At 57.4% G+C, this 18,157-nt stretch carries 15 protein-coding genes and 1 tRNA gene; 3 read left to right on the top strand and 13 right to left on the bottom strand.

Features of this window, described 5'->3' with window-relative positions; genetic code table 11:
• The first annotated feature begins 2 nt into the window (after window positions 1-2).
• Window positions 3-779 carry a TatD family hydrolase gene (locus tag ACA057_RS04070; protein ID WP_497346134.1) on the top strand — a complete coding sequence of 259 codons (777 nt, stop codon included), beginning with the start codon at window positions 3-5 and terminating at the stop codon, window positions 777-779.
• On the opposite strand, the gene ACA057_RS04065 is transcribed toward ACA057_RS04070, so the two are convergent.
• The 5 genes from ACA057_RS04065 to ACA057_RS04045 all read right to left on the bottom strand — a co-directional run bounded on the left by ACA057_RS04065 (window position 780) and on the right by ACA057_RS04045 (window position 7,261).
• The gene (locus ACA057_RS04065) at window positions 780-1,169 is read right to left on the bottom strand and encodes a hypothetical protein (RefSeq protein ID WP_497346132.1); all 390 of its coding nucleotides are present in this window, start codon (window positions 1,167-1,169) and stop codon (window positions 780-782) included.
• Window positions 1,170-1,403: 234 nt separating this feature from the next.
• A complete protein-coding gene (locus tag ACA057_RS04060) occupies window positions 1,404-3,434 on the bottom strand; it encodes a methyl-accepting chemotaxis protein (RefSeq protein ID WP_497346130.1) in 2,031 nt (676 codons plus the stop codon).
• A gap of 165 nt (window positions 3,435-3,599) precedes the next feature.
• On the bottom strand, window positions 3,600-4,439 hold the full coding sequence (ampE, locus tag ACA057_RS04055) for a regulatory signaling modulator protein AmpE (protein WP_497346128.1): 840 nt from the start codon (window positions 4,437-4,439) through the stop codon (window positions 3,600-3,602).
• Window positions 4,436-4,996: a 1,6-anhydro-N-acetylmuramyl-L-alanine amidase AmpD gene (gene ampD, locus ACA057_RS04050; protein ID WP_497346126.1), complete on the bottom strand. Its 561-nt coding sequence runs from the start codon at window positions 4,994-4,996 to the stop codon at window positions 4,436-4,438. Before ampD ends, ampE begins: the two co-directional genes overlap by 4 nt.
• Before the next feature lie 63 nt (window positions 4,997-5,059).
• Window positions 5,060-7,261 carry a DUF1631 domain-containing protein gene (locus ACA057_RS04045; RefSeq protein ID WP_497346124.1) on the bottom strand — a complete coding sequence of 734 codons (2,202 nt, stop codon included), beginning with the start codon at window positions 7,259-7,261 and terminating at the stop codon, window positions 5,060-5,062.
• A gap of 303 nt (window positions 7,262-7,564) precedes the next feature.
• Here ACA057_RS04045 and nadC point away from each other — a divergent pair, with 303 nt between their 5' ends.
• The gene (gene nadC / locus ACA057_RS04040) at window positions 7,565-8,413 is read left to right on the top strand and encodes a carboxylating nicotinate-nucleotide diphosphorylase (protein WP_497346122.1); all 849 of its coding nucleotides are present in this window, start codon (window positions 7,565-7,567) and stop codon (window positions 8,411-8,413) included.
• Between the two features lie 117 nt (window positions 8,414-8,530).
• Here nadC and ACA057_RS04035 read toward each other — a convergent pair whose 3' ends face one another.
• Entirely contained in the window at window positions 8,531-8,836 is a 306-nt protein-coding gene (locus ACA057_RS04035; protein WP_059403417.1) for a DUF6388 family protein, read from the bottom strand.
• A 306-nt stretch (window positions 8,837-9,142) separates the two neighbouring features.
• On the opposite strand from ACA057_RS04035, the gene ACA057_RS04030 reads away from it, so the two are divergent.
• A complete protein-coding gene (locus tag ACA057_RS04030; protein WP_497346120.1) occupies window positions 9,143-9,694 on the top strand; it encodes a hypothetical protein in 552 nt (183 codons plus the stop codon).
• A gap of 134 nt (window positions 9,695-9,828) precedes the next feature.
• Here the strand turns inward: ACA057_RS04030 and ACA057_RS04025 are convergent, their stop codons facing one another.
• The 7 genes from ACA057_RS04025 to infB all read right to left on the bottom strand — a co-directional run bounded on the left by ACA057_RS04025 (window position 9,829) and on the right by infB (window position 18,135).
• Window positions 9,829-10,986, bottom strand: a complete 1,158-nt coding sequence (locus ACA057_RS04025) for an acyltransferase family protein (RefSeq protein WP_497346118.1) — start codon at window positions 10,984-10,986, stop codon at window positions 9,829-9,831.
• Window positions 10,987-11,222: 236 nt separating this feature from the next.
• Window positions 11,223-11,295 (bottom strand) — tRNA-Thr (locus ACA057_RS04020).
• 140 nt (window positions 11,296-11,435) lie between these two features.
• A complete protein-coding gene (pnp, locus tag ACA057_RS04015) occupies window positions 11,436-13,541 on the bottom strand; it encodes a polyribonucleotide nucleotidyltransferase (RefSeq protein WP_010463478.1) in 2,106 nt (701 codons plus the stop codon).
• A gap of 196 nt (window positions 13,542-13,737) precedes the next feature.
• A complete protein-coding gene (gene rpsO / locus ACA057_RS04010) occupies window positions 13,738-14,007 on the bottom strand; it encodes a 30S ribosomal protein S15 (protein ID WP_003176135.1) in 270 nt (89 codons plus the stop codon).
• Window positions 14,008-14,124: 117 nt separating this feature from the next.
• Window positions 14,125-15,042: a tRNA pseudouridine(55) synthase TruB gene (truB, locus tag ACA057_RS04005; protein ID WP_059403189.1), complete on the bottom strand. Its 918-nt coding sequence runs from the start codon at window positions 15,040-15,042 to the stop codon at window positions 14,125-14,127.
• Window positions 15,043-15,045: 3 nt separating this feature from the next.
• Entirely contained in the window at window positions 15,046-15,447 is a 402-nt protein-coding gene (rbfA, locus tag ACA057_RS04000) for a 30S ribosome-binding factor RbfA (protein WP_401365342.1), read from the bottom strand.
• 159 nt (window positions 15,448-15,606) lie between these two features.
• Window positions 15,607-18,135: a translation initiation factor IF-2 gene (gene infB / locus ACA057_RS03995; protein ID WP_497346115.1), complete on the bottom strand. Its 2,529-nt coding sequence runs from the start codon at window positions 18,133-18,135 to the stop codon at window positions 15,607-15,609.
• Window positions 18,136-18,157: the final 22 nt, after the last annotated feature.

Raw genomic sequence — 18,157 nt, 5'->3', positions numbered from 1 at the left:
CCGTGGAGCTGATCGACACCCACACGCATCTGGATTTTCCGGATTTCGACGCGGATCGTCAGGCGCTACTGACCGAAAGCCGCGCCCTCGGGGTGCGGCGGATCGTGGTGCTGGGGGTTTATCAGGGCAATTGGCAGCGGGTTTGGGACCTGGTGCAAAGTGATCCCGACCTGCATGCAGCGTTCGGTTTGCACCCGGTGTACCTGGATGATCATCGCCCCGAAGACCTGGCGAAACTCGGCGATTGGCTGACGCGGCTGGCCGGCCATCGGCAGCTGTGTGCGGTGGGTGAGATCGGTCTGGATTACTTCATCGAAACCCTCGACCGCGAGCGTCAGCAGGCGCTGTTCGATGCGCAGCTGCAACTGGCGGTGGACTTCAATCTGCCGGCGCTGATCCATGTGCGACGCAGCCATGCGGCGGTGATTGCCACGCTCAAACGGTTTCGCTTGAAACGCGCGGGGATCATCCACGCCTTCGCCGGGAGCAAGGAAGAAGCCCGCGAATACATCAAGCTCGGTTTCAAACTGGGCTTGGGCGGCGCCGCGACCTGGCCACAGGCGCTGCGTATGCACCGCGTGCTCGCCGATCTGCCGCTTGAATCGGTGGTGCTGGAAACCGACTCACCGGACATGGCGCCCGCCATGTTCCCCGGTCAACGCAACAGCCCGGCGCATCTGCCGGCGATTTGCTCGGCGCTGGCCGGGATCATGGCGATCAGCCCTGAGCAATTGGCCGCCGCCAGCACCGCCAATGCCTGCGAGTTGTTCAACTGGTAGTCAGTCGATGTGAGCCTTGGCGGCTTCAAGTGTCAGTGTCAGGTGTTGCCGGTGCCGGGCAAACCGCATGACGATGAAGTAGACGAAAATCGCCAGCAGCGAAAAATTCAGCTGCTCGATGACGCTGAGCATCCCGACCCACTCCAACACCAACGCCACCAGCAATGCGGTGCAGACCATGATCAAGGTACTCGCACGCAACCATGCCAGGGAATCAAGGGACTTGAAGCGCTTGATCTGTTGCGGATCATTCAGCTGCAAGGCTTTCTCGCAGTGGGAACAGGTGAATGCTTCGTTGATTGCTATCGCGTTGAGTTGCCAGGGCTTGAGCAGCATCGTGCTCCCACAATGGGCGCAGTGGCCCTGGACTCCAAGGGTTGCAGCAGACATAACCGGACCTCCTCCATGCCGTCAGCAGATCTTCCTTCATTGAAGACCAAAAACCAGACTGCGGAGGAAATCAGGAATCTGCTGACCTGATGAGGAAATAAATACTACAGATTGTGCGCAAAAACTGTGGGAGCGGGCTTGCCCGCGATGAGGCCATCAGCTTCAACATTGATGTTGTCTGCCAGTCCGCAATCGCGGGCAAGCCCGCTCCCACAGTTGATTCAGCATGTGGCCTCAGACTCGGAACGCGCTGATCAACTGTTTGAGCTCCACCACCTGCGCCGACAGCGCACGGCTGGCATCTTCGGTCTGGTGCGCGCCCTCGGCGGTGCGCTCACCGGCGCGGTTGATCTCGACGATGTTCTGGTCGATGTCGTGAGCCACAGCCGTCTGCTGCTCCACCGCGGCGGCAATTTGCTGGTTCTGGTCGACGATCATGCCGACCGCACCGAGGATGTTTTCCAGCGCCTGCTGGACCTTTTCCGACTGCCCTACCGTGCCGTTGGCCATCTGGTGACTGGTGCCCATGGCCTTCACCGCCGCGCCGACACCGCTGTGCAGCTTGGCGATCATCTGCTCGATTTCTTCGGTCGATTGCTGGGTGCGTTTGGCCAGGGTCCGCACTTCATCCGCCACCACCGCAAAACCACGGCCCTGCTCACCGGCCCGGGCGGCTTCGATGGCCGCGTTCAAGGCCAACAGGTTGGTTTGTTCGGCGATGCTTTTGATGACTTCGAGCACGCGGCTGATGGATTGGCTGTCGTTGGCCAGTTGGTTGATTACCAGCACCGATTGATCGATTTCAGTGGCCAGCGCGGCGATGCTGCCCTGCTGGGATTGCACCAGGCCGCGACCGCTGATGGTCTCGTCGTTGACACTGTGGGCGCTGCTGACCGCTGCGGCGGCACTGCGCGCCACTTCCAGCGAGGTGGCCGACATCTGGTTCATCGCCGTGGCGACTTGCTCGATCTGCGAGCGCTGCCCCGCCACGGCCTGGTTGCTGCGGGCAGATACATGTTCGACCTGACCGGCCTGCCGCTCGACTTCACCGACCGTCTGCCCTACCCGTTCGATCAGGTCATGGATTTTCTTCACGGTGCCGTTGAACACCTCGCCCAATTCGCCCAGTTCATCGCGGCTGTTGGCACTGAAGGTCACGGTCATGTCGCCGGCCGCGACTTTGTCCATCACCGCGCCGAGCCGCTTGAGGGTGGTGCGGGTCGAGGCGTAGAAACCGCCGTAGAGATAAAAGATCAATACAAACACCACCGACAGCGCCACGGCCTGCAACACCATGTGCGTGCGGTTCTGCTCCAGGCGTTGCTGCAACTGGGTGCCGAGAAACTTCAGGGTCGCTTCATTGAGTTGGTAGGTCTGGTCCATCAGGCCCGTGACCTGATCGTAAAAGCCCTGCCACGGCGTATCGAGCGTGTCCGCCATCACCACTTGCTCTTCGAACAGCTCACTGGCCTTTTTCAACGACGCCTTGCTGCTTTCAGCCTGGGTCGCCAGGGCCTCTTTTGCGGCTTTGCTGGTGCCTAGGGCATCCTGCAACTTCAGCCCATACTCGGCCTGGAGTTTTTCGATCTGCGCCAGCAGCTCATCGAAACGGGTACTCGACGCCGAATTGAGAAACCCTTGCCCCAGCGAAAACGAGCCCATCGCCCGGCCTTCGCCCAGCAACTGGGTAACGGGTGGCGTGACGTTGGTGATGAGTTCGCTCAGCTGGCGCATGTCGCTCTGCGTGTCGCGGCTCAGGCCGGCCTGACTGGCGATGATCTGGCTGAAAATCTGCGCGTTGCCGAGCAACTTGGCGATCATCCCGCTTTTGCTTTGCAGGGAGCTTTCCGCTTGCTGGGCCTTGAACGCGGCGATCATTTCATCGCGCTTGGTATCGAAAACCGCGATTTGCTCGGGGTCGGTGGTCATCGCCGTCAACCCTTGCAAACGGCTCAACACGCTCTGCCCCAAGGTGTTGATCTGCGACTCGACATTGCCGGCCTTGCCGGACTGGCCGAGGGTGACGTTGATCTGCACCAGGTTGTTCAGGGTTTCCAGATCGCGCCGCAACGTCAAGCTGCTGCCCAGCAGATCAAGGCTTTGCAGCTCGACCCGAGTGCCGTGGAATTCACGATAGGAATCGCGCACCAGATAGAAGTTGGTCACCAGCATTGGCACCAGGAACAGCACGCTGATCAGGCTGAACTTCATACCAAAGCTCAGGCGGTTCATCAGCGCGACAGCGGGATAGAGCAAGCTCTTCACTGGAAGTCTCCCTTTGATTTCTTATTTTTATTGGCAGGCGCGGGTCGACAGCAGATAGCCACTATTCGGCGCCAGCTCTGTATAACGTAAATCGGCGGGAGGTTTTGTAACTTAAGGTTAACGGCAGACACGCGGTCCTGTAGGAGCGAGCTTGCTCCTACAGGGTTAGCGAATGAGGACGGTCCACAGGGCAAAGCCGGCGTACCAGAGCACCGCGGCTCGCAGGAGCAACTCCCAGATCCGGTCGAGGTTGTTGATGCCATCCGGCCCGACCACCGGGGCCGGAATTTCACCGGCCACCAGGCCGACCTTTTCGATCAGCTGCGCGGCGCTGATGTTCCAGTTCAGCAGCTCGTGCACCATCACGCGACCCACCGCGACAAAGTTACCCACCAGGGCAAAACTCGCCGCCAGCAGACGCACCGGCACCCAATCGAAGGCGTGCCGCAGCTGCGCGGCGCGTTCGACCACGGCCGGGTTCTGCCCGTGTTCTTCGGTCAGGGCCAGCAGTCGATAGCTCAGCGCCGCAACCGGACCGAGCAGGAAGTACCAGAAAATCACCGCAAAAAAACTCTGATAAGCCTCCCACAGCAAGTGGCCCTCAACCCGCTCGAGCAATTGCTCGCCACTGTCGGCGCAGATGTCCACGTCGCGTTTCGCCACATGGGCGGCGGCTTGCAGGTCTTCCCGGCGCCAGGCATCACGAAACGGTCCGAGACCGGCCAGCAGATCACCACGCCCCAGGCTGTAAATCACCACCAGCAAGTGCACCGGCAACGCCAACAAACCGTAGGCCACCGGCTCCAGCACCCACAACAGCAAACCCAGCAGCGCTACCGGTAACAACACCAGCACCACCAAAACCAGCCACGGACTTTTCGCCAGGCGCGGGCTGGATTCCAGTTTGTGCAACTCGCGCACCCAACCACCGTCACGCTGAACCCGATGGCGCAGGGCCGAGAACTTCTCGATCCAGACCGCCAACAGCAACACCAGAAAACTCATTGTTGTTCCTCTTTAACCAGGGCGGCGCGATAGCGTGCCCAGTCGAACGCAGGCCCCGGATCGGTTTTGCGTCCGGGTGCAATGTCACTATGCCCGCAGATGCGTTGTGCGGTGATGCCCGGAAAAGCGCTTTGCAGCTGCCGGGTCAGGGCCGTCAACGCGTCATATTGAGCGTCGGTGAACGGCAGATCATCCGTACCTTCAAGCTCGATGCCCACGGAAAAATCGTTACAGGTTTCCCGCCCTTCGAAGCTCGAGACACCGGCGTGCCAGGCGCGCTCAAGACAAGAGACAAACTGAGTGACAGTGCCGTCACGCTCAATCAGGAAATGCGCGGATACCCGCAGCTCAGCAATCCCTTCAAAGTAGGGATGCTCCGTGACATCCAGACGATTCTGGAAAAACTCCTGCACCTTGCCGGTGGCGAATTGCGCTGGCGGCAGGCTGATGTTGTGGATCACCAGCAGGGAAATTTCGCCCATGGGGCGCGCATTGAAGTTGGGCGAGGGGCATACACACACGCCCTGACACCAACCGCTCGCGAGGTCCAACTGCATACAGGTTCCTTCAACGACGACTGTGTGGTGCCCAGTATGCCGCGATAGACCCTCGGGGCGCGATCACTTGCCGCGATTGAGGCGCTGCAAGTTGCCGATCACCGACTCCAGCGCCCGGTCGAACAGCAAGGTGTCGTCGAGCGTACGCACCGCGCCACGGCGAAATTCCAGGGCCAGGCCGGTGCGGCTGCGCTCCAGCACTTTCATGCCGGTGCGGTCGACGAAAATGTAATTACCGGTGGCATCGATGATTGCCGCCAGCTTGCAACGCAGGGTGTTTTCCTCGTCTTCCTGAAACTCGACCCAGCCGCCCGGACGCAGCTGATCGACTTGAAGCAACCCCGCATCGTCCGCTGGCAAACGGATTGAAGCCGTTTCAATCGGGCCTTCGTCAGCGGTGCGCAGTACGATTTCCTCACGCACTTCGACCATCACCGGTACATCGGCAGACTGTCCATGCTTTTGTCCTGGCGATTCGAACAGCTGAACATGCAAAGTTTCCAGCTCGCTGAAAAACTCACCGGTGGCAAACGGATCGAACGCCGAACTGCTCAACCCGTCACGCAATGACTTGAGCAGCCCCGGCACCAGGGCCAACAGGCGCAGGCTGGCGTCGGGTTCATCGTGGCGCTGTACGCTCCAGATCAACTGTTCCATGGTCTGGACATCGGCGTGCCACTCGGCCGACTGATCACCGTATTTGAGGCACGTCAGCAGCAGCACTTTGCTCCAGGCGTCCTGGACAAACGCCACCACGCCGTGTGGCAGCACTTTGCCCAACAACGCCTGATTCAGCGCCTGTTCGACTCGCTGGCGCGCCAGCTCGGTTTTGGCCCGGCCCTCTTCGGCGTCACGGGTGCGCTGTTCCAGCAACTCGCTACGCCGGCGTTCGTCATTGGTAAAAGCAAGAAAGTCCGCCAGCAGCTCGGAAAAAATCGCCGGGTCATCACCAAAGTCATTCAACAAGCGCTGCACCACTTGCTCAATGCGCAGGTACAGGCTGTCGCGCTCTTGGTCGTCGCACCCGCCCCAGCCCATGGCGGCGGAGGCGATTTCGTTGAGCAGACGTCGGGCCGGGTGGCTGCTGCGACTGAAGAAACTCTTGTCGAGCACCGCCACTTTCAGCATGGGGATCTGCAACCGGCCGATCAACGCCTTGAGCGAATCCGGTAGATTGCGGTCGTCGAGGATGCATTCGAAGAGCATGGCGATCAGGTTGATCACGTCTTCGTCGGCCACCCCGACCACCCGCGACTTGCCACTTTTAACGCTGACCCGGGTCAGCAGTTGTTCGAGCTGGTTGCGCAGATCGAAGTCGTCCTGGGCGGCCGGTGCCGGCACGTATTGCTGCAAGTGCGAGAGCAGGCGCATCAGGTCGCGAGTGGAAATCGGCTGGGTCTGGGCGCTGACCTCAAGCGTGGGCGCCACGCTGCCGCGAACGTGCAACAGCAGCGCCTGCAACGCGGCGAATACTTCCTGCACGCTGTCGTCGATCTGCGCGGTGCGTGTGCCGGTCTGTGCCGTTTCAGCACGGACACTGGCGGCGCGATCCGTGGCCCGGCGCGCCGGGGCAGGCTTGAGGTCAGGCAACACGCCGGTGGCGACCAGCAGTTGATTGGCCTCGGTGTAGAGCTGTTCGGTATCGCTGAGCACGTAGCGTTCAAACAGTTTGAGGATGATCAGCTTGACCTTGATCTCAACCCCCAGATTGCGCGCGGCCTGCAAGAAGTACTCGCAAAGTTTTGCCGGCCCCAGAGGGTTGTTCTGCTCGACAAGCTCCCGGCCCAGCAGAGTGCTGAGTCGATCGGTCAGCTGGCTGAGCGCGAACCCGTCGCGATTGAGCACTTTGCTGACCATCGCCTCCACCGCCACGTTGCGCTCAAGGTCGTCACCAGTTTGTGCTGCCGAAGTGTCGACGCCAAAGGCCTGGGGCAAGCCCGCCTGGGTGGAGTCGTATTGGGTGAGGCGGACAAACGCCTCGAAGAAGTGTTCGAGAAAAACCCGTTCGATGCTTTTACGCTTGAGGCGCAAGTCGCGCATGGCCTCGAAGAAAATGTTCTGTTCGACGTCATTGCGCGCCCGATCGGCCATTTCGAACAGCGTATCGTCGGCATTATCGAACAGCGCCTGCAAAGCCAGCCTGAGCTGTTGCGCAGCCTTGTCGCGGACCTGAAGCAGAATCACAGGCAGGCGGGCGAGCGGCGAGTGGGTCGCCTGGTCGGTAGCCGCCTTGTGCAAAGGCACTACATTCCCGTCGTTGTGCATCCAGCCTCCTGAAACGGTGAGTCTTCGGTTCGGTAAGAAAGATCGAAAACGCCAGCCAAAAAGCCAGCGCGTCAAAGCCATGACGTCAAATGCAAGGCAGATTATCTTGCAAAAGGTTACACCTGTACCAGCAGACTCTGCGCTTACGTCAAAATAGACGTTTAATGCAGACCCATGCTTAGTGCCCATTACTCAGGTGAATCGACCAAATGCAGGATTGAGAGCGATGGGAAGGTCGCTGATGCCTTGGGTTGCTCCACGCCATGGCCCTATAATCGAGCCACTTTGTTTGTGGAGTCCGTTATGCCGAATCTACGTCTCGCCGATTTGACCGCCGAAATCGAAGCCAACGTGCGCCGTACGTTGCTCGAAGACATCGGCAGCGGCGACATCACCGCGCAGTTGATCCCGGCCGAACGCCTGGCCAAAGCCACCATCATCACCCGTGACGCGGCTGTCATCGCCGGCACCGCCTGGGTCGATGCGGTTTTCCGGCAACTGGACCCACGGGTTGCCGTGCACTGGCAAGTGCGCGATGGCGAGCGAGTGAAACCCAATCAGGCGCTGTTCCACCTGGAAGGTCCGGCACGCTCGTTGCTGACAGGCGAACGCTGTGCACTGAACTTCCTGCAGTTGCTCTCTGGCGTGGCCACACGCGCGCAGTACCTGGCGGATTTCGTCGGCGAGACTCAGGTGAAATTGCTAGACACCCGCAAAACCCTGCCGGGCCTGCGTCTGGCGCAGAAGTACGCGGTAACCTGCGGCGGTTGCCACAATCACCGCATCGGCTTGTATGACGCCTTCCTGATCAAGGAAAACCATATCGCCGCGTGCGGTGGTATTCCTGAGGCCATCAGTGCCGCGCACAAGATTGCCCCGGGCAAACCGGTGGAGATCGAAGTAGAAAGCCTGTCAGAGCTGAAAGAGGCCCTGGCAGCCGGCGCCGACATCATCATGCTCGATGAGCTGAGCCTGGATGACATGCGCGAAGCCGTGCGTTTGAACGCCGGCAAGGCAAAACTGGAGGCCAGTGGCGGGATCAACGAAAGCACGCTGCTGCCGATCGCCGAAACCGGGGTGGATTACATCTCGATTGGTGCGATGACCAAGGATGTGAAGGCTGTCGATCTGTCGATGCGCCTCAGCCTCTGATCACATGAAACTGTAGGAGGAGCTTGATCGCGATGGTCGTTAACGATAACGCGTGTTTACTGGCTAAACGCGGCGTTCTTGAGTCCATCGCGAGCGAGCTCGCTCCTACAAGTTTTGTCAGACCACCAGATTATTCATCTCGCAGTACTCTTCCCACTCGACGCCCAACACTTCGGCCGCCTCTTTATGCAAAACCAGGCGCGCCGCCTCGAACTCTTCAGGCGTCGAGGTGTACTTGAGCGTCAGCTCCCAAGGCTGCAAGCCTTGCGATTCCGCTTCGTCCTCGAACGCCCACTGGATCTGGTCTTTCTGATCGTCGGCGGGCAGGTCCTTGATCTCTTCGGCTAGCTGGGGCGAATCCAGCAGGTACTTCTTCAGCGCTTCTTCGTGTCTGGCTTCTTGGGTCAATTCTTTAACGGTCATGTCGTTCTCTCTGATCTGGGGAATGGAAGATGGATCTGGATCATCAAGGATCTCTCTGACGCAAAAAACCGTGTGAAGCCCGGTTTGTCTGGCCTTCAGAACCATTCTGGGATCATTTGAAAACTGCAGGGTGGAGCTCATGCAAGGTCCGAATATAGGACCTTTGGCTGACGATTTATACGGCTCTTTACATCAAATCAACAAAAAACCGGTCGCCCCGACATTTTGGACAGACCTCAGGAACAAGTTTGAAAATTCCAAGTCATAGCGATGTGCCACCTAGGCACTTCACAAGGAAATCAGGTGATGCGCAATTTCCCAAAGCTTTCGTCTACCCTGTTTGCAACCGGCATGGCCGCCCTGCTGCTTGGCAACCTGGCACTGCCCAATTCGGCTCAGGCCAGCCTGGAATACAATTCCGACAGCGCCAATTCCGGCGATAACTTCCTCACCTTTCACAACGCCTACGGTAAAGACGTAATGGCCAAGAGCCGTATCAGTGTCGACGACGTGGAAAAGTTGATGACCACCGTTAAAACCAACACGGCTGAAATCGACACCCTGAAAAAAACCGTCAGCGAACAAGCGCGCCTCATCGAAGAACTCAAACGCAATGGCGGTACAAGCTCCAACTCAAGTTCCAGTGAAATTTCCAACCTCAAGCGTACCGTCGAGGAACAGGATAAAGACCTGAACAAGCTCGCCAGCCAGGTGGAAGACCTCAAGCGCAGCGCCGGGTCGAGTTCCAGCTCGAGCTCCAGCGACCTGTCAAACCTGAAGCGAGAAGTCAGTGATCAGGACAATCAACTGGGCCAGCTAAAACGTACCGTGGAAGATCTGAGCAGAAAGGTGAAATGAAAAACAGGGTAACGCCCGAGATGAGAGTTGCACCGGAGTCATTCCCACCAATGACGACTCCATCTCCCCTATGGACTTCCGCGAAGGAAGTCCCGCCCCGATGCCCACCCAACCTTTTACCGCACGACAAAAATCTAAAGCACTGGGGCTTCTTGTTTTTGTTTGCGAGATTTCAAGTTTCGAAAGTAATTCACAACTGTCTTTCCAAGTTTTTGCGATGGTGACTCAACATACTTATGAACCAACCACGACAAGAAAAAGGCTGAGACCGTCACAAGTATTAGAGATACCCACGCTTTAACCCCCACGCCCAGAAGGATACGTAAAGCAGCATACCCGGCCACACCATGTATGACATAGAGTGGGTAACTGATGTTCGCAAAAAAATCAAAAACCGGATTTGATCGAAAAATAGAAGGAAACGCATAAGAAAAAGAAAAAACAAGAAACGCGGCAGCGTAGCTCCACACAAGGTAGAACGAGTCGGATGCAGGTCCGCTATACCACAGACATGCAAAAACCATGAATAACCCTCCCGCCACAAAGTATCCGGCTGCCTGGCTTATCTTGTTTGCATTCATGTAATGAAATGCAACGCCGATAAACATAAATACTAGATACTTAGAAGCATAAACAAATACCAGCGCCTTCAAATAAAGCCAAGCATTAGTCGTACCGAGAACCTCAAGGCGGCTTGCCACAAAAACTGATAAAACCGCAATAATAATTGGAGCGACAAAAACCAAACTTGATCCTTTCTTAATAAAAACGGCGAACAAAGCGCACACCAGATAAAATTTTAACTCCACTTCAAGCGTCCATACGATCCCATCAATATTTCTTGACCATAGAATATCTCGAAGCCCAGGCACATAGTGAACTAATACTTCACGACTCGTATAAGGCCACGCACCATCATAATATGATGTCGATAAGTATATCGCCAAAAGAGTAACGGAAAACCCTACGATGTAGGTTGGAAATATTCTGAAAAACCGGTTTATCAAAAAGCTTTTCCCATCAAGCTTCTCCAGAGAGAAGGGAATAACAAAACCACTAATTATAAAAAACAGCGCAACTCCAAACGCACCAAAATTCAAAAGGGGGAACGTATTCAAAAGAGATATGTAACTCGGTATCGCGAACTCACTTAGAGGGAGCTCCGGTGCATTTATCAGCCCTGAAACAGCTGGCCTGGCAATCCAAAAAACACCGAAGTAGTGTGCAACTATTACAGAAAGAGCTGCAAAACCACGAAGTGTGTTTGCAAACTCGATTTTATTACCGCTCATAAGGTCATCCGCTTTTGGTGTACCGCATCCGTGCGGAGATTATCCATGAATACAGGAAGAATCAAACCTTTAGTAGGCGAACGTTCTGCGCAATAGTCAGCATGCCTCCGCAGCTAACGGGAGCTGTAACGTTTCTTCGCGAATGTCGACGAAAGTGGACGCAGCAAAAGCCGCTTCAGATATGCGGTTTAGGTGGCTACACAGAACTCACCAGAGCCCAATGAAAAGAATATTTGTGCCCGAGACAGGAATCGAACCTGCGACCTTCGCGTTACGAGTGCGCTGCTCTACCGGCTGAGCTACACGGGCGATGGGGTAAACCTAGCACCGGCTTTGGGGGCCGGCAACTTCACCCGACATTTCAGTTTTGTGCAGACAAAAAAAATGCCCCACAGCTTTCACTGCGGGGCATTTTTTACAACGTTGAAGCGGTCAAGCGTGGGGAGTGTTTAAACGCCCGAAGCCTTGGCTGCTGCTACGTCTTTGATGGACAGCTTGATACGGCCGCGGTTGTCCACGTCCAGTACCAGTACTTCCACTTCCTGGCCTTCTTTCAGGATGTCGGTCACTTTCTCGACACGAGCGTCGCTCAGCATCGAGATGTGAACCAGACCGTCCTTGCCAGGCAGGATGTTGACGAATGCGCCGAAGTCGACGATGCGCTCAACCTTACCAACGTAGATCTTGCCGATCTCGGCTTCTGCGGTGATGCCCAGAACGCGCTGACGTGCAGCTTCAGCCGCTTCCTTGGTTTCGCCGAAGATCTTGATCGAACCGTCGTCTTCGATGTCGATCGAAGCCTTGGTTTCTTCACAGATCGCACGAATGGTCGCGCCACCTTTACCGATGACATCACGGATTTTGTCGGTGTCGATTTTCATCGCGATCATGGTCGGAGCGTTTTCCGACAGTTCGGTACGCGACTGGCCAATGATCTGGTTCATCTGACCGAGGATGTTCAGGCGCGCTTCCAGGGCTTGGCCCAGAGCGATTTCCATGATCTCTTCGGTGATGCCTTTGATCTTGATGTCCATCTGCAGCGCGGTCACACCTTTGGCGGTACCGGCTACTTTGAAGTCCATGTCGCCCAGGTGGTCTTCATCACCCAGGATGTCGGTCAGGACGGCGAACTTCTCGCCTTCTTTAACCAGACCCATGGCGATACCGGCAACCGGTGCCTTCATTGGAACGCCGGCGTCCATCAGAGCCAGCGAAGCGCCGCAGACCGAAGCCATGGAGCTCGAACCGTTGGACTCGGTGATTTCCGACACAACACGAATGGTGTACGGGAACACATCGGCAGCAGGCAGCATGGCTGCAATCGAACGACGGGCCAGACGGCCGTGACCGATTTCGCGACGACCAGCGCCACCCATGCGGCCACACTCACCTACCGAGAACGGAGGGAAGTTGTAGTGCAGCATGAACGGGTCTTTTTTCTCCCCTTCCAGGGTGTCCAGCAGTTGCGCGTCACGGGCGGTGCCCAGAGTCGCAACAACCAGGGCCTGGGTTTCGCCACGGGTGAACAGAGCCGAACCGTGGGTCTTTGGCAGAACACCGACTTCGATGTTCAAAGGACGTACGGTCTTGGTGTCGCGGCCGTCGATACGTGGCTTGCCGTTTACGATGTTTTCGCGAACGGTACGGTATTCGATTTCGCCGAAGGCAGCTTTCACTTCGCTGGAAGAAGGCTGGCCTTCTTCACCGGACAGCTTGGCAACCACCTGGTCTTTCAGCTCACCCAGGCGAGCGTAACGGTCGGCCTTGATGGTGATGGTGTAAGCCTGGGAGATCGCGTCGCCGAACTCGGCGCGGATAGCGCCCAGCAGAGCAGTGGCTTCGGGCTGTGGAGCCCAGGTCCAGGTTGGCTTGGCAGCTTCAGCGGCCAGTTCTTTAACGGCGTTGATCACTACCTGGAACTCGTCGTGAGCAAACAGTACCGCGCCCAGCATCTGGTCTTCGGTCAGCTCTTTGGCTTCCGATTCAACCATCAACACGGCTTCCGAAGTACCGGCAACGACCATGTCCAGGCTCGACGCTTTCTGTTGTTCGTAAGTCGGGTTCAGCAGGTAACCGGTGCTTTCGTGGAACGCGACGCGGGCAGCGCCGATCGGGCCATCGAAAGGAATGCCGGAGATGGCCAGCGCAGCCGAAGTACCGATCATCGCAGCGATGTCCGGATCGGTCTTTTTGCTGGTGGAAACGACGGTGCAGACAACCTGCACTTCGTTCATGAAACCTTCTGGGAACAGCGGACGGATCGGACGGTCGATCAGTCGGGAAGTCAGGGTTTCTTTCTCGGAAGGACGGCCTTCACGCTTGAAGAAACCGCCAGGGATCTTACCGGCAGCGTAAGTTTTTTCCTGGTAGTGAACGGACAGAGGGAAGAAGCCCTTGCCTGGATCGGCTTGCTTGGCGCCGACCACAGTCACCAATACGCTGACGTCGTCGTCAACGGTGACCAATACTGCGCCGGAGGCCTGACGGGCGATACGGCCAGTCTCGAGGGTAACGGTCGACTGACCGAACTGGAATTTTTTGATTACCGGGTTCACGGTGTCCTACCTTCTTTTGTGGCTCTTGGGGAACTTGTCTTCTTGCGAAATTCTTGGGCAATGTCGGGAATCGGCCCAACGCCTGTCCAGGGTAAAACGTGTATCCAGATAAAACTTGAGGCTGGGAGCCTGCCATGCGCCAGCGGGAAACCCGCTGACGCACAGCAAACAACCAACCTCATAGCGCAATCGCTTATTAGCGACGCAGACCCAGGCGACCGATCAGAGCCTGGTAACGACCCAGATCCTTGCCTTTCAGGTAGTCCAGCAGCTTACGACGCTGGTTTACCATGCGGATCAGACCACGACGGGAGTGGTGATCTTTACCGTTGGCCTTGAAGTGACCTTGCAGTTTGTTGATGTTGTGGGTCAGCAGTGCAACTTGCACTTCTGGCGAACCAGTGTCACCAACAGCTTGCTGGTAGTCAGCAACGATTTGAGCTTTTTCTTGAACGTCGAGAGCCATGAGGCAATCCTTTTATCAGGAAACTGTTTCAAAGAAACAGCTTCAACAGGCCAGGGACAAATCCCTGTATCTAAAAATGAGTAGTGACCGTGCCTGTTAACAGCCACCCTCGTCCGGTCATTCTGACCGAATCAGTCGACGCGGCGCGATGCGCCCGTCTTCGCTCACTTCACCGATACCGATGAAGCGACCGTTGTGATCCTGTACCCGTACCATGCCGAACTTCGGTGCATCCGGGGCGCGTACTGGCTGGCCGTTGAGCCAGTAGAACGAGCTGTGCTCCGAGAACTGCAACAGAGGCCAATCCAGCAGGCCGCTGTCCGATGGCATCAGGAAGCGGTCGACCGCTTCGTTGCCGCCTTCGGCATGTACCGCTTCCAACTCTTCAAGCGTGACCGTCTGCGCCAGCGTGAAAGGCCCGGCCTGGGTACGTCGCAGTTCAGCAACGTAAGCGCCACAACCGAGTTGCTCACCGATATCCTCCACCAGGGTGCGGATATAGGTGCCTTTGCTGCAATCCACCGCAAGCCGCGCAGTATCACCTTCAAAGGCCAGTAATTCCAAGCGCGCAATAGTAACAGAACGCGGTTCGCGCTCCACTACTTCGCCTGCACGGGCCAGCTTGTACAGCGGCTGGCCATCACGCTTGAGAGCCGAGTACATCGGCGGTATCTGACTGATTTGACCGCGAAAATTCGGCAGTACAGCCTCGACATCGACACGACCAACGGTCACCGGGCGTTCCTGCAAAACTTCACCCTCGGCATCCGCCGTGGTGGTGGTCTTGCCGAGTTGCGCCAGGGTTTCATAAGCCTTGTCGGAATCGAGCAGGTATTGCGAAAACTTGGTGGCCTCACCAAAGCACAACGGCAACACGCCGGTGGCCAGCGGATCGAGACTGCCGGTGTGCCCGGCCTTCTCGGCGTTCAGCAACCAGCGGACCTTCTGCAACGCCGCGTTGGAGGTAAACCCCAGCGGCTTGTCGAGCAGGATGATGCCGCTGACATTACGACGGATACGTTTGACCTGAGCCACCGATTACTCCTTGGCGTCTTCGGCTTCAGCCGCAACCGGGTGCTGATTATCTTCAGCCACCGCACGCTCGATCAGGGCCGACAGGTGCGCGCCACGCACGACGCTTTCGTCGTAGTGGAAATGCAACTGCGGAACGCTGCGCAACTTCATTTCACGGGCCAACTGCATGCGCAGGAAACCGGCGGCAGAGTTGAGCACCTTGATGCTTTGCGCGATGTCTTCGGCAGTGTCCTGCCCCATCACGGTGATGAAAATCTTCGCGTGACCGACGTCACGGCTGACTTCAACAGCGGTAATGGTGACCAGGCCGACGCGCGGGTCTTTGACTTCACGACGGATCAGCTGTGCCAGCTCACGCTGCATCTGATCGCCGATACGTTGGGTACGGCTGTATTCTTTTGCCATGTCTTGTTACCTGTTACTGCCCCACGGTGAAACCCGAGGGGTCTGAAAGCGGCAAACGCCCGGCCTGACAAAAGCCAGACCGGGCGTTGCGTTTAGAGTCCTGACGCGGAGCCGCGCATTTGCATGCGCAGGCCCTGCGTGGCCCTTGAAGTGCGCGAGTTAGAGGCTGCGAGCAACCTGAACCTTCTCGTAAACTTCGATCTTGTCGCCAGGTTTGACGTCGTTGTAGCTCTTCACGCCGATACCGCATTCCATGCCGGCACGTACTTCGGAAGCGTCATCCTTGAAGCGGCGCAGGGATTCCAGCTCGCCTTCGAAGATAACGATGTCTTCACGCAGTACACGGATTGGACGGTTACGGTGAACAACACCTTCGATCACCATGCAACCGGCGATCGCGCCAAACTTCGGCGAACGGAACACGTCACGCACTTCAGCGATACCCAGGATGTTCTCGCGAACATCGCTGCCCAACATACCGGTGAGGGCTTTCTTGACGTCTTCGATGATGTCGTAGATCACGTTGTAGTAACGCATATCCAGACCTTCCTGCTCGACGATCTTGCGAGCGCCAGCATCGGCACGCACGTTGAAGCCGAACAGTACAGCGTTGGAGGCCAGTGCCAGGTTGGCGTCGGACTCGGTGATACCACCGACACCGCCACCGACAACACGCACTTGCACTTCGTCGTTACCCAGGCCGTTCAAGGCACCGTTCAACGCTTCCAGCGAACCACGGACGTCGGATTTGAGGACGATGTTGAGCGTCTTCTTCTCTGCCTGACCCATGTTTTCGAAGATGTTTTCCAGCTTGCCGGCGTGAGCGCGGGCCAGTTTGACCTCGCGGAACTTGCCTTGACGGAACAGAGCCACTTCTCGGGCTTTCTTCTCGTCCGACAACACGCTCATCTCGTCGCCAGCGTCCGGGGTACCGTCCAGGCCGAGGATCTCGACAGGGATGGAAGGGCCAGCTTCCTTGATTGGCTTGCCGTTCTCGTCGAGCATGGCGCGAACGCGGCCATAGTTCGAACCGACCAGCACCATGTCGCCTTGGCGCAGGGTACCGTCTTGAACCAGAACGGTAGCAACCGGGCCACGACCTTTGTCGAGACGCGATTCAACCACAACACCACGACCTGGGGCCGAAGGCGTTGCTTTCAGTTCCAGAACTTCAGCTTGCAGCAGGACAGCTTCGAGCAACTCGTCCACGCCAGTACCGACTTTCGCCGAAACCGATACGAACGGGGTGTCGCCGCCCCACTCTTCCGACGTCACGCCGTGAACCGACAGTTCGCTGCGGATGCGATCGAGATCAGCGCCCGGCTTGTCGATCTTGTTCACTGCAACCACCAGCGGAACGCCAGCAGCCTTGGCATGCTGAACGGCTTCAATGGTCTGCGGCATTACGCCGTCGTCCGCTGCAACCACCAGGATCACGATGTCGGTCGCCTTGGCACCACGGGCACGCATTGCGGTAAACGCGGCGTGACCAGGGGTATCGAGGAAGGTGACCATGCCACGTTCGGTTTCAACGTGGTACGCACCGATGTGCTGGGTGATACCACCGGCTTCGCCAGCAGCTACCTTGGCACGACGGATGTAGTCGAGCAGCGAAGTCTTACCATGGTCAACGTGGCCCATTACGGTCACGACTGGCGCACGGGAGAACGTCTCACCTTCAAACTTCAGGGACTCGGCCAGGGAATCTTCCAAGGCGGTGTCGCTGACCAGGGTCACTTTGTGGCCCAGTTCTTCAGCAACCAGTTGGGCAGTTTCCTGATCCAGTACCTGGTTGATCGTCGCTGGGGTACCCAGTTTGAACATGAACTTGATGATTTCAGCAGCCTTGACCGACATCTGCTGGGCAAGATCGCCAACAGTGATGGTCTCGCCGATCTGCACATCACGCACGACAGGGCCGGTTGGGCTCTGGAAACCGTGGGCGTTGCGTTTTTTCAGCTTGGCCTTGCCGCGACCACCACGACGGAAGCCATCGCTTTCTTCGTCGGTAGTTCGTGGGGCAACGCGTGGAGCAGGCGCTTTTTCCTTGACCGAAGCACGATGCGGAGCGTTTTTGCGCTCACCATCGCCACTGCCACGACGACTGTTATCGTCGGCACGTGGTTTGTCCGGACGGCGCTGTTCGTTCTGCTTGTTGCGAACGTCAGCAGAAGGTGCCGGTGCAGCCGCCACAACCGGAGCGCTTTCACGCACTGGCTCGGCAACCGCAGCAGGAGCTGCGACAGCGTCGTTAGTAGCGTTTTGCGCAGCAGCAGGCTGGCGACGCACTTCTTCTTCGGCGCGACGCTTGGCTTCTTCTTCAGCCTTCTGACGAGCTGCATTTTCTACTGCGCGACGTTCTTCCAGTTCGCGTTTGCGCTCGGCTTCGATTTCTTCCGGGCTGCGCTGTACGAAGACTTTCTTCTTGCGTACTTCAACGCTAATGCTTTTGCTGCCAGCAACACGCAGGGTGCTGGTGGTTTTGCGCTGCAATGTAATCTTGCGCGGTTCTTCCACTTTCGCCTTGTGGCTGCTCTTCAAGTGAGTCAGCAAAGACTGCTTCTCACTATCGCTCACACCTTCATCGGCGGCGGTGTGCGGCAGACCTGCCTCACGCATCTGCTGCAACAGGCGCTCTACCGGTGTTTTGACCTCATCGGCCAGTTGTTTCACCGTGACTTGCGTCATGCACTTCTCTCCTCAGGCCGCG

This window comes from Pseudomonas sp. LBUM1661, assembly GCF_059695925.1.
This window is presented reverse-complemented; position numbering and strand designations above follow the sequence as displayed.